Raw genomic sequence first — 12,364 nt, forward strand, 5'->3', positions numbered from 1 at the left:
TGGTCAGCGTCGAGCTCGCAGTACCGCCGTTGCCATCGGACACGGTATAGCTTGCGACCACGTCGCGGGTCTCGCCGGCACCCAGATCCTGATAGGCCGCATCGCTCGGATCGAAACTGTAGCTGCCATCCGCGTTCAGCGTCAGGCCCGCCACCGCAGCATCAAGCGTATAGCTCAGCGTGTCGCCGTCAGGGTCACTGTCGTTAGCGGCAACAGTGCCGGCAACCACCCCGGCATCCTCGGTCGCCGCAACGGTGTCCGCGGTAGCGGTGGGTGCCCGGTTCGGCGGAGGCGGCGGAGGCGCCACAGAATCCTCGTCGCCACCGTTCGACAGGACGATGCTGAGGAGCCCCAAGCCGGCGATTCCGCCACCGATCAAGGCGGGCCCTCCGAGACCGCCAGAAGCTCCCCCGGTCGATCCGCTCTCTACTTGCGAATCTCCGCTTTCGGCATTTTCGGCTTGCGGATCGACCGGTTGATCAGAGGATTGCGATTGTCCGTCCTGGGATGCCTGCTCGCCGCCTTCACGCGTCTCCGACGCGTCGTTCTCCTGACCCTCTTCTTCCTCGTCATCCGCATCGCGCTTCTTCGCCATGGCGAAGCTCGGGTTATCTCCTGATTGCCCGACGGGCGCTTGCGCATTGCCGACTGCGAGGTTTTGCTCACCCTGATCCATCAGAAGAGGATCGTTCGCGGGATACTGCCCGGTATCCCCAGCCTCCACGGCAAACTCTTCGAGCGCGCCGTGACCACGCACCGCGTCCAACTTGTCCATTATGATCCCCCCAGAATCGCGCGACGCCTCCGACCGCGCGACAAAGTCCCAGCTTTCTTAGCACAGTTTTGTTTTCAACAAGACGTAAAAGCGCCAGTGTTGGAGAAACTACCGCATGCATCTTTAAGTTGGTTTTTCACAGGCTCTGCTGCGTCGAGGTCATCGGTTGAGCGCGCCGGCCCAGTGGCGCGGACCGATTGCTCTCGCCGACTCGTACAAATTCCTGCTCATCGCTCGCTCGGCATACTTTTTTGGTGCGCACCTGCAGATGGCCGAGTAGGAACGGGCCCGATGGGGGGGAAGATTTCAGGTGCAGCGCTGCTGAGTGTCTCTGGGAATCCAGGGTTCGGAGACAATGGTCTCGGTAATACGAACTCGGGGTATCGGAGGTTTCTCTCTTTCGCCGCCGCGGCAGCCATTGCCTTCGACCTCGCTTCAGCAGCGAGAGCCGAGGAGCCCGTTTATGGGCCACCATCGCAACCCGAAGCTAGTGAGATCCTCGGCCTGGAAACGCCACCGGGAATTGACGAAAGTTTGGCCCGCGCCGCTGCGGCAACGCTCGCAACCTATCCGTCGCTTAGCGCATCACGAAGCCACGTGCGCGCCGCTGATTATGAAATAGAAGCGGCCAGGTGGCTGCGTTTCCCAAGCGTTGATGCAACCGTGGCAACGCGCGACGACAAATTCGGGGCCCTTCGCCCCGACATCACGGTGTTCCAGCCAATCTGGACGGGCGGACGTATCGCCGCAGCGGGCGAGCGCAGCACTGCGGCCCGTGCCGTTGCCAATGCCCAGCTCGAGGAAGTCTCGTTCGAAATACTTGGGCGACTTGCCCAGGCGTATTACGAAATCGGGCGGACGGCACGGCTGACCAAAATTTACGAGGAAAGCCTCGAAGAACATCGCCGGCTCGTGGAATCGATGAGGCGCCGAGTGGAGCAGGAGGTCAGCCCGCGGACCGACCTCGAACTCGCCCTCACCCGCGCTGCGCAGACGGAACAGGAACTGGCGTTGCTTCGAACTCAGCTCGGCATTGCACAGCGGCGGTTCTCGGAACTGTCCGGAATCAGCGGCGCGGACGTGGTGCCCCCAACCTACGACCGAATTGCCCACCACGCTGTCGGAGAGCGGGCGATCGAAAATGCCGGGATCTGCAATCCTACTGTAAAGCGCCTGAATGCCATGGTCGCTCTTGCAGAGGCTGAGCGGAAGCTCAGCAAAGCCGAGATAATGCCGCAGCTAGGTGCGCAGTATGTACGCGATCGATTTGGCGGTGATCAATTCGGAGTAGCGCTGCGAGCGCAGACGAACGGCGGGTTGTCGGCGTTTTCGCTAGCCGAAGCGGCCGCGGCCCGCCGAGATGCAAGTCAGTTCGATGCGATAACGGCTCAGCGCGAGTTGCGCGAAGCGGTTTCGCTCGCCCTCATCGAAAACCGGACCGCAAAGTCCCGCATCGACAGTAGTGCCCGCTCGGCCAGTTCTTCCCTCAACGTTGCGCAATCGTACCTGCGGCAGTTTGTCGCTGGCCGCAGGACCTGGCTCGACGTGATGAACTCCGTACGCGAGGCTGTGACAGCGCGAGCAGCGTTGATCGAAGCCGAGACCAGCGCGATGACTTCCTCGGCGCGAATCCATCTGCAGTCCTGTGGTTGGTTGCCGACCAGTCCGTACGCGAGGTCGCAATGACGGGCTTGTATCCTGAAAGCGCAGACGAACGCGGCGCTCTGGCAATCGTCCGGGACGCTTTGTGGCAACGCAAGCGCATGTTCGCCTCGGCCGTCCTCGCGACCGTTACGGTCAACCTGCTGGCCTTGGCGACCTCGCTCTACTCCATGCAGATCTACGACCGGGTGATCCCCAGATCCGGTTTCTCGACGCTGTGGGTCCTCACCGTAGGAGTTGTGATCGCGCTTCTGCTGGATTTCGCGTTGCGTACGGCCCGCGCGCTGATGGTCGAGCGTGAAGCGGCGAAGATCGATGGCGAGGTTTCCCAGATATTCTTCGACCGGATGCAGGGGGTTCGGCTCGACGCGAAACCTGCCGGCATCGGCACCATCGCTGCACAACTGCGAGGATGGGAGCAGGTACGCGGACTCCTCTCGTCAGCCTCGATATTCCTCCTCGCCGATCTCCCGTTCGCATTGCTGTTCATCCTCGTAATCGGTTGGCTCGGCGGACAGATCGCGCTTGTGCCGCTACTCGCCCTCCCCCTTGCGCTGGGTCTCGCCGCCGTCTTCGCCGCGATGATCCGCACCAATGCAGACAGGGCCCAGCTAAGCGGCAATCGCAAGAACGGATTGCTGGTCGAAGCCCTCGATGCGGCCGAGATCGTCAAGGCGAGCAGTGGCCGCTCCGAGATGGAGGCGCGGTGGAAGACGCTCAACGAAGAACTCATCGGGCATGAGGATCCGGTCAAGCGCTGGTCGTCGCTCGCGAGTTCGGTCTTCGCAACAATGCAGCAGCTGACTTACGTGCTGGTCGTGGCATGGGGGGCAGTGCGCGTTTCGGAAGGGTTGATGACGATGGGTGCGCTCATCGCATGCACGATCCTTGCCGGCCGTGTGAACGGCCCGCTTATTACGCAGCTGCCCAACTTCCTCGTTCAATGGAGCTATTCGCGCTCTGCCTTGCGGGCGCTCGACGCGCTTCTGGCCTTGCCGCAGGACGCGGGAGCCACATTGCAGCCATTGCGGCCCGAACGGATCGAACCATCTTTCCGAGTCGAGAATCTGCGCTTCGAGTATCCGAATGGGGGCGGGGCAGGATTGGACATTCCTCAGCTGTCGATCGCCTCTGGCGAGCGCGTCGCGCTGATCGGCGGGATCGGCGCGGGGAAATCGACTTTGCTGCGGGTATTGGCGGGACTTTATGCGCCCACCAGCGGAACGATCCGATTGGGCGGGCTCGATATCCACCAGATTGCTCCGGACATTCTGCGCAAACGTCTCGCCTATCTGCCACAGGACACCCGGCTGCTCGACGGGACCTTGCGGGACAATCTGCAGCTGGGACTCGGTACAGTAAACGATGAAGCGCTTATCGCTGCATTGCTGGCCGTTGGTCTCGACCAGATGGTGGCGAACCATCCACGCGGCGTAGACCTGTCCATAAGCGAAGGCGGGCGGGGCCTTTCGGGCGGACAGCGCATGCTGACCAACCTTGCGCGTCTGATGGTGCTCGATCCCGACGTCTGGCTGCTGGACGAACCCACCGCCAACCTCGATCAGGGTTCGGAAGCGCGCATTCTGGCAGAGCTTGGAAGGCGCCTTACCGCGGACCGCACCTTGGTATTTGCGACGCACCGTCTTCGTAATCTGGCGTTGAGCACCCGCGTTGTCGTGCTTCAGGATGGCAGGGTAGCGCTCGACGGCCCCACCGATGAGGTCCTGAAAAAACTCGCCGCGAACCATGCGAACGCCGCGCAGCCTCTGTCATCAAACCCGGTCGGAGCCTGATGTGAAGAATTCCGGCATGTCTCGGATCATCATCGGCCTTACGGCGTGCGCAGTTCTTGTCTTCGTGGTTTGGGCGCGCTGGGCCCAGCTTGACCAGGTCACTCGCGCACAGGCGGAGGTCATACCGAGCGGACGCACGCAGGTGATCCAAAGCGCCGAAGGCGGCATTATCTCGGAGATCAACGTTCGCGAGGGCCAACGCGTCACCAAGGGCGAGATCCTCGTGCGTCTCGACGAAGTGCAGTTGCGTGCCTCAGTCGAAGAAAGCGAAGCGGCGGTCGCCGCCGAGACCGCGAGGATGGCGCGCATCGAAGCCGAGCTGTTTGATCGGCCCCTCGTGTTTCCCGGCGGGCTGGAGGGCCATCCCGAATTCGTCGCCAACCAGCGTCAGCTTTATCTCAGGCGACGCGAAACACTGCGCGCGAGCCTTGCCAATCTCAATTCGACGCAGAGCCTTGCGCAGCAGGAGCTCGACATGAACCGTCCGCTTCTTGAGACCGGCGATGTCAGCCGGTCCGAGATTCTTCGGATGGAGCGCGGCATTGCCGATATACGGGGTGAAATCTCGACCTTGCGCAATGAATACCTCCAACAATTGCAAGCCGAGTACGCTCAGGCGGAAGAGAGGCTTGCGTCCTCGGAGAAGCTGTTGACGCAGCGGCGCTCGGCGCTTCGCAGTGCCGTGATGCGGGCTCCGACTTCAGGTGTTGTGGTGGAGGTGGCGATCAATACCGTCGGCGGGGTGCTGAAGCCTGGTGATACGGTTCTGAACATCGTGCCCGCAGGCGCGGAACTGGTAGTCGAAGCCAAGGTTTCGCCGGCCGATATCGCATTCATCCGCGCCGGTCAGGACGCCTCGGTCAAATTCGATGCCTACGACTCGTCGATTTATGGCGCCGGCAGCGGCACAGTCACCTATGTGAGCGCCGATACGCTGACTGACCAAACGCCGCAGGGGCCGCAGGCCTATTACCGGGTGCGTATCGATGTTGATGCCTCGACACTGAGACCCCGCACTGACGGAGAGGTAATCGCGCTGCAACCTGGAATGACGGCGACCGCCGAAATCATCACTGGGCGGACGACGGTGTTCGATTATCTGATGAAGCCCATCTTGAAGACGAAATCCGAGGCGCTCGAGGAGCGATAGCGGTGAAGCTGTTCGACCAGAGCTCGTATCGGGAAGATCGGCGAGCGCTCAGGCGAGCCATGACGGAAGCATAAGCTAAGAACAGCCGCTTATTTTCGCGGTTCCATCGCAATTTATCGGTGAAAATGCCAGCCCCGCAGAAGGGCGAAATGGCGGAGCGGGAGGGATTCGAACCCTCGATACGGGGTTGCCGTATACACACTTTCCAGGCGTGCGCCTTCGACCACTCGGCCACCGCTCCGCATGCCTGTTCTTGGCAGACGCGCGCACCTAGCGGGGGATCGTGGTCCGCGCAAGGCGTAGGCGGCCCTCCGCTTCGGGCAGACACGACGTGGGGGCAGGAAAAGGCGCTCCCGGGCGGCGCGGACTTGTGGTAAGCAGGAGGCAGGTGGCGGCGCTGCGCGGATCGGCATTCCCTGCGAACGCTGCCCCCAGGAGCCCCTTTCCGCCCCCAAAAACGCGTGGAAAGGGGCTTTTGCTTGGGCCCGGCGGCTGGCAAGCTCGCGCCATGAACGTCATCGCCATTGCAATGAGTGCAGGCGCGCTCGCACTCGCACCTTCGATCATTCCCCCGACCCCGGTCCCCTCGGCTGGCCGGGACGAAGCCGCCACCGCGATCAGCCCCGGCGAGATCGTTGCTGCGGCGCCGGCATCCGAGTGGGTCGCCATCGCGCCGGAGGATATGCTGGTGATGACGCTCGCTCCGGCTGCCGATGGCGCCGTGCGCGAGGTCGTCATTCAATTGATGCCGGCGCCCTATGGCGCGGGCTGGGTCGAGAACATCCGCACGCTCGCCCGCGCCCGCTGGTACGATGGAATCGCGGTCACCCGGGTGCAGGACAACTACGTCGTCCAGTGGGGCGATCCGAATGCGGAGGACGAGGCCGGGGCGAAGCCGCTACCGGATGGGCTGCGGACGATGAAGGAAGCCGACTACGTCGTGCCGTTCGGCCAGACCCGTCCGCGGCAGAGGGTCGTGATCATGTCGGACCCCTACTCCGACATGGCGTTCTACGAGGCCGGGTGGCCGCTGGCGACGAAGGACGGGAGCGCATGGCCGGTTCACTGCTACGGCATGGTTGGCGTGGGGCGCGGGATGTCGCCCGACACCGGCTCGGGCGCCGAGCTCTACACGGTGATCGGCCATGCGCCGCGCCATCTGGACCGCAACATCGCGGTGGTCGGGCGCGTGATCGAGGGGATCGAGCACCTGTCCAGCCTGCCGCGCGGCACCGGGCCGCTCGGCTTCTACGAGGACCCGGCGCAGAACGTGCCGATCGCCTCGATCCGCATCGCGAGCGATCTTCCTGAAAGCGAGCGGCCGCGGTTCGAATATCTCTCGACCGAGGGCCCCACCTTCGACCGCTATGTCGAGGCGCGTACGAGCCGGCGCGACCCGTTCTTCATCACGCCCGCGCGTGGAATCGACGTCTGCAATGCGCCGGTGCCCGTGCGGCGCGTGTCGGAGCGCTAGAGCCGCTGCATCAGTTCGATGCGGTTGCCGAACGGATCCGCGATGTCGCCGCGGACGTAGCCCTCGAGCGGCTTGCCAGGCGTGAACGTCACTCCGGCCGCTTCGAGCTGCGCAGCGAAACGCTCGAGATCGTCGACCAGCAGCGCCGGATGCGCCTTGTGCGCGGGGCGGAAATCGCGCTCCACCCCGAGATGAATGTTCGCCGCCCCGCCAACGAACCAGCAGCCTCCGCTCGCCGCGAGATGCGCCGGTTTGGGCACTTCCTCGAGCCCGAGCACGCCCACATAGAAGGCGCGCGCCGCCGGCTCCTCGTCCGCCGGCATGGAGACTTGCACATGATCGATGCCGATCACGCCCGCCATCAGATGCGCTCCGCCTGCGCGACCGCGTCGCTGGCGCGCAGAGCGCTGATGATGCGCGTGAGGTGCGCGAGGTCCTGCACCTCCAGATCGAGTTCGTAGGTCTGAAACGGACTGTCGCGCTGCGTCTGGTCCAGCGCGACCACGTTGGCGAGGTTCTGGGCGAATATCGCCGCCATGTCGGCGAGCGTGCCCGGCCGGTCATAGAGGATCACCCGCAGCCGGCCGACCGCGCCCTGCGAACGCTGACCCCACGACAGGTCGAGCCAGTCCGAATCGATTCCGCTCGCGAGCTCGAAGCAATCGATCGCGTGGACCTCCACTCGCTCGCCGGGCTTGCGCAGGCCGACGATGCGATCGCCCGGAACCGGATGGCAGCAGGTCGCGAGCCGAAAACCGACTCCGGGCGTGAGGCCGCGGATCGAGATCGCCCGCTCCCGCGCCGGCCACTCCGCATCCGCGATCTCCGCCGTCGAGCCCGGAACGAGCGCCTCCATCACTTCGCGGTCGTCGAGCTTGGCCGCGCCGATCGCGTACATCAGGTCTTCCTCGTCCTCCAGCTCCAGCCGGGCGACGGCGTCGCGGATCGCCTTCTTGCCGATCTTGGCCGGAACGCGTGCGGCGATCTCGTCGAACAGCTTGCTGCCGATCTCCGCCACTTCGGCCCGCTCCTTGAGGCGCACGGCGCGGCGGACCGCGGCGCGCGCCTTGCCGGTCACGACGAAGCCGAGCCAGGAAAGCTGGGGCTCCGCGTTCTTGCTCTTGATGATCTCGACCACGTCGCCGTTCTCGAGCTGCGTGCGCAGCGGGACGTGACGGCCGTTGATCTTCGCGCCGACGGTCTGCGCGCCGAGATCGGTGTGGACGGCGAAGGCGAAGTCCACCGGGGTCGCGCCGATCGGAAGCTGGAACAGCGAGCCCTTGGGCGTGAACGCGAAGATGCGATCCTGGTAGATCGCCATGCGCGTGTGCTCGAGCAGTTCCTCGGCATCGTGGCTGGCGTCGACGATCTCGATCAGGTCGCGCAGCCAGCCGACCTGCCCGTCGGGCCGGTCGGCCTGCTTGTAGGCCCAGTGCGCGGCGAGGCCGAACTCGTTGGTCCGGTGCATCTCGCGCGTGCGGATCTGGACCTCGACGCGCATCGAGTTCTCGTAGATCAGCGAGGTGTGGATCGAGCGGTAACCGTTGGTCTTGGGCGTCGAGATGTAGTCCTTGAACCGCCCCGGAATGAACTGCCAGGTCGTGTGCAGTACCCCCATCGCAGCGTAGCAGTCCGCCTCGGTGTCGCAGATCACGCGGAAGGCCATGATGTCGCTGACCTGCTCGAACGGCATGTGCCGCTCGGCCATCTTGCGCCAGATCGAGTAGGGGTGCTTTTCGCGGCCCGAGACCTCCACCTTTAACCCCGCCTCCGCGAGCGCCTGCTTGATCGCCAGGGCGATCGCGTCGACCTGTCCGCCGCCCTGCTTGCGGATCTCCTCCAGCCGGCCGGTGATCGTGCGATAGGCCTCGGGCTCGAGCTGCTCGAAGGCGAGGAGCTGCATCTCGCGCATGTATTCGTACATGCCAACCCGCTCCGCCAGCGGGGCGTAGATGTCCATCGTCTCGCGCGCGATGCGGCGGCGCTTCTCCGGGCTCTTGATGAAATGGAGCGTGCGCATGTTGTGCAAGCGGTCGCCCAGCTTGACCAGCAGCACGCGGATGTCCTCGCTCATCGCCAGCAGGAACTTGCGCAGGTTCTCGGCCGCACGCTCGTTCTCGGGCATGGCCTCGATCTTGGAGAGCTTGGTGACACCGTCGACCAGCCGCGCGACGTCGGGCCCGAAGTTCGCCTCGACGTCCTCGATCGTCGCCAGCGTGTCCTCCACCGTATCGTGGAGCAGCGCGGTGATGATTGTCTCCTGGTCGAGCTGCAGATCGGTCATCAGCCCGGCCACCTCGACCGGATGGCTGAAATAGGGATCGCCGCTGGCCCGCTTCTGCGTGCCATGCTTCTGCACGGTGTAGACATAGGCGCGGTTGAGCAACGCCTCGTCGGCGTCGGGGTCGTAGTCCTTGACCCGTTCCACTAGTTCGTACTGACGCAACATCGCAGCGACGATGTGAGGATTACGCGGTTCGCCGCAAGTGTTTTCGCGAAGTTCGGGAAACTTGCGTCGCGCGCAACGGCAGTTTCCCCGAATGGCGATATACGCGGCCTCCGATCTCGGCTAGGCTCTCCGCCGCGATGTTGCAGGACCTCGACGCCATCCTCCTCGCGCGGATCCAGTTCGCCTTTACGGTGAGCTTCCACTTCTTTTTTCCCGCTTTCTCGATCGGCCTCGCGAGCTATCTCGCGGTGCTCGAGGGGCTGTGGCTCAAGACGGGCGAGCAGCGCTATCACGACCTGTTCAAGTACTGGCTGAAGATCTTCGCCGTCACGTTCGCGATGGGCGTCGTCTCGGGCATCGTGCTGTCCTATCAGTTCGGGACCAACTGGGCGGTCTTCTCCGACCGCGCGGGCCCGGTGATCGGGCCGCTGATGGCTTACGAGGTGCTGACCGCTTTCTTCCTCGAGGCCGGTTTCCTCGGCGTCATGCTGTTCGGAATGGAGAAAGTCGGGCGCAAGCTGCACTTCGCGGCGACTTGCATGGTGGCGCTCGGCACCTTCGTTTCGGCCTTCTGGATCCTCAGCGTCAATTCGTGGATGCAGACGCCGACCGGGTTCGTGATGGGCGCGAACGGGCAGTTCCTGCCGGGCGAGAGCTGGTGGGACATCGTCTTCAACCCGAGCTTCCCCTACCGCCTGGTCCACACGGTGATCGCGGCCTATCTGACCACGGCCTTCGTGGTCGGCGGGGTCGGCGCCTGGCACCTGCTCAAGGACCGCACGAATCCGCATGCCCGGACGATGTTCTCGATGGCGATGTGGATGGCGGCGATCGTCGCACCGGTCCAGATTCTCGCGGGCGACCTGCACGGGCTCAACACGCTCGAACATCAGCCGGCCAAGGTCATGGCGATGGAGGGCCATTTCGAGAGTCACCCCGACGGCGCACCGCTGATCCTGTTCGGCATTCCCGACAGCGAGGAAGAGACGGTCCACTACGCGGTCGAGATTCCCAAGGCCTCCTCGCTGATCCTCAAGCATGACCTGAACGCCCCCCTCGCCGGGCTCGACACGGTTCCCGAGGAGGACCGGCCACCGGTCGGCGTCGTGTTCTGGTCGTTCCGGGTGATGGTCGGGATCGGGCTGGCGATGCTCGGAATTGGCCTGTGGAGCCTGGTCGCACGGGCGCGCCGTAAGCTCTACGACTGGCGCTGGCTCCACCGCGCGGCGCTGGTCATGGGCCCTTCCGGCTTTGCCGCAGTGCTCGCCGGATGGATCACGACCGAGGTCGGCCGCCAGCCGTGGACGATCTACGGCCTGCTGCGCACCGCCGACAGCGCCAGCCCGCTCGACGCGCCCGCGGTGGCGACGTCGCTCGTCGCTTTCATCGTCGTCTACTTCGCGGTCTTCGGCGCCGGGACCTGGTATATCCTGAAGCTGATGAGCAAGTCGCCGAAGCCCGGCGAGCGCGGTGTCAAGCACGACGAACCGGGGCCGATCCGCACTTCCGGCATCACCCCGGGGCCGACGCAGAACCCCGGCAGGCCCGAGCACCTGCCGAAAGGATCGGACGAGGCATGATCGACCTTTCGCTCATCTGGGCCTTCATCATCGCCTTCGCGGTCTTCGCCTACGTGGTGATGGACGGGTTCGACCTCGGCATCGGCATCCTCTTCCCCTCCTTCGCCGTGGGGGAGGAGCGCGACAGCGCGATGAACTCGATCGCGCCGGTATGGGACGGGAACGAGACCTGGCTGGTGCTCGGCGGAGGCGGTCTGATGGCGGCCTTCCCGCTCGCTTATGCGATCGTCCTGCCCGCGACCTATCCGCTGATCATCGCCATGCTGCTCGGACTGATTTTCCGCGGCGTGGCGTTCGAGTTTCGCTGGCGCGATCCCGGGCACCGCGCCTTGTGGGATTTCGCCTTCACCGGCGGCTCGCTCGTCGCCGCGCTCTCGCAGGGCATGGTGCTCGGCGCGCTGCTGCAGGGGATCGAGGTGGCGGATCGCGGCTATGCCGGGAGCTGGTGGGACTGGCTGACGCCCTATACGCTGCTGACCGGGCTCGGCACGGTCGCGGGCTATGCATTGCTCGGCAGCACCTGGCTGATCTGGAAGCTCGAGGGTGCGGCGCAGGATCATGCGCGGCGCATGGCCTTCCGTGCCGCGATCGCCACGCTGGGGCTGCTGGCCGCGGTCAGCCTCTATACCGTGTTCCTCGAGGCGCAGTATTTCGACCGCTGGTTCTCGATGCCGAGCGTGCTGTTCGCCGCCAACGTGCCGCTGCTGACAGCGATCATCGCCTTCCTGCTGTTCCGCGGGCTGGCGAAAGGCTGGGAAGCCGCGCCCTTCTGGCTCTCGCTGGCGCTGTTCTTCCTCGGCATGGCCGGGCTCGGCGTGTCGATGTTCCCCTACATCGTCCCCGATCAGGTGACGATCTGGGACGCCGCCGCGCCCGAGAGCAGCCAGATATTCATGCTGATCGGGGTCGGTATCACGCTGCCGCTGATCATCGCCTACACCGGCTGGGCCTACTGGGTCTTCCGCGGCAAGGTCGGCCACGAAGGCTACCACTGATGGACGAGATCGGCCGCGACGCCGAGCGCCCTCGAGCAGCGCAGCGCGCGACAGGGCAAACCGAAGCGCCGCTGTGGCAGCGACTCGCATGGCTCGCGGCGATCTGGGTGGCGAGCGTGGCGGTGCTCGGCGTGGTGGCGTGGATCCTGAGGCTATGGATCGCGTGATCCTGACCGATTTGAAGCGCCCGCGGCGGTCCGCCCACCGTCCGGCCCCAGCCTACCTCGTCATCCCCGCGAAAGCGGGGATCCAGGGACGAGCGCCGGACCATGGATCCCCGCTTTCGCGGGGATGACAAGAGGGTAGGTGAGACGAAGCTGCTCGCGTAATCGAAGAAAGCCCGCACCCACGCCCGATCCTCCGGCGGCGAACCCGGATGCGTGACGCCTGGAAACTCGGATCGCGCGGCCGGTGCGGCATGCCAGGAGGCGTGCGCGCGGGGTCGGGCGGGTGGCGGTTTGCTTGCGAACGACCGGCGGACGGGCC

Annotated in this window: 10 protein-coding genes and 1 tRNA gene; 7 read left to right on the forward strand and 4 right to left on the reverse strand. The window is 64.8% G+C overall.

What is annotated here, in order from left to right; translation table 11 throughout:
- Window positions 1-775 (reverse strand): Ig-like domain-containing protein (locus tag JNO53_RS15085; RefSeq protein WP_203113534.1); only part of this gene is annotated, 775 nt, incomplete at its 3' end.
- A 291-nt stretch (window positions 776-1,066) separates the two neighbouring features.
- Here JNO53_RS15085 and JNO53_RS15090 point away from each other — a divergent pair.
- Genes JNO53_RS15090 through JNO53_RS15100 form a run of 3 tightly spaced genes read left to right on the forward strand, consistent with a single transcriptional unit; the run spans window position 1,067 to window position 5,380 of the window.
- The gene (locus JNO53_RS15090) at window positions 1,067-2,461 is read left to right on the forward strand and encodes a TolC family protein (RefSeq protein WP_203113537.1); all 1,395 of its coding nucleotides are present in this window, start codon (window positions 1,067-1,069) and stop codon (window positions 2,459-2,461) included.
- The gene (locus tag JNO53_RS15095) at window positions 2,458-4,230 is read left to right on the forward strand and encodes an ATP-binding cassette domain-containing protein (RefSeq protein WP_203113549.1); all 1,773 of its coding nucleotides are present in this window, start codon (window positions 2,458-2,460) and stop codon (window positions 4,228-4,230) included. The genes JNO53_RS15090 and JNO53_RS15095 overlap by 4 nt, the downstream gene beginning before the upstream one ends.
- Window positions 4,231-4,246: 16 nt before the next feature.
- Window positions 4,247-5,380, forward strand: a complete 1,134-nt coding sequence (locus tag JNO53_RS15100) for an HlyD family type I secretion periplasmic adaptor subunit (protein WP_203113552.1) — start codon at window positions 4,247-4,249, stop codon at window positions 5,378-5,380.
- A 150-nt stretch (window positions 5,381-5,530) separates the two neighbouring features.
- Here the strand turns inward: JNO53_RS15100 and JNO53_RS15105 are convergent.
- Window positions 5,531-5,621: transfer RNA gene (locus tag JNO53_RS15105), tRNA-Ser, on the reverse strand.
- Between the two features lie 267 nt (window positions 5,622-5,888).
- Between JNO53_RS15105 and JNO53_RS15110 the strand changes: the two genes are divergently transcribed.
- Complete coding sequence (locus JNO53_RS15110) at window positions 5,889-6,854, forward strand: peptidylprolyl isomerase (RefSeq protein ID WP_203113555.1); 966 nt, start codon at window positions 5,889-5,891, stop codon at window positions 6,852-6,854.
- On the opposite strand, the gene JNO53_RS15115 is transcribed toward JNO53_RS15110, so the two are convergent.
- Both JNO53_RS15115 and JNO53_RS15120 read right to left on the reverse strand, forming a co-directional pair.
- Complete coding sequence (locus JNO53_RS15115) at window positions 6,851-7,216, reverse strand: VOC family protein (protein WP_203113556.1); 366 nt, start codon at window positions 7,214-7,216, stop codon at window positions 6,851-6,853. The genes JNO53_RS15110 and JNO53_RS15115 overlap by 4 nt on opposite strands.
- Window positions 7,216-9,303, reverse strand: coding sequence for a RelA/SpoT family protein (locus tag JNO53_RS15120; RefSeq protein ID WP_203113559.1), 2,088 nt, complete (start codon window positions 9,301-9,303; stop codon window positions 7,216-7,218). Before JNO53_RS15120 ends, JNO53_RS15115 begins: the two co-directional genes overlap by 1 nt.
- A 137-nt stretch (window positions 9,304-9,440) precedes the next feature.
- On the opposite strand from JNO53_RS15120, the gene JNO53_RS15125 reads away from it, so the two are divergent.
- The 3 genes from JNO53_RS15125 to JNO53_RS15525 are packed head-to-tail and all read left to right on the forward strand — an operon-like array spanning window position 9,441 to window position 12,045.
- On the forward strand, window positions 9,441-10,883 hold the full coding sequence (locus JNO53_RS15125) for a cytochrome ubiquinol oxidase subunit I (RefSeq protein ID WP_274380895.1): 1,443 nt from the start codon (window positions 9,441-9,443) through the stop codon (window positions 10,881-10,883).
- Window positions 10,880-11,878, forward strand: coding sequence for a cytochrome d ubiquinol oxidase subunit II (gene cydB, locus JNO53_RS15130; RefSeq protein ID WP_203113562.1), 999 nt, complete (start codon window positions 10,880-10,882; stop codon window positions 11,876-11,878). The genes JNO53_RS15125 and cydB overlap by 4 nt, the downstream gene beginning before the upstream one ends.
- Window positions 11,878-12,045 (forward strand): DUF2474 family protein, encoded by a 168-nt coding sequence (locus JNO53_RS15525; RefSeq protein WP_203113565.1) that lies wholly within the window; start codon window positions 11,878-11,880, stop codon window positions 12,043-12,045. The genes cydB and JNO53_RS15525 overlap by 1 nt, the downstream gene beginning before the upstream one ends.
- The last annotated feature ends 319 nt before the right edge of the window (window positions 12,046-12,364 follow it).

Source organism: Altererythrobacter sp. C41, assembly GCF_016803135.1.
Taxonomy (GTDB): Bacteria; Pseudomonadota; Alphaproteobacteria; order Sphingomonadales; family Sphingomonadaceae; genus Pelagerythrobacter.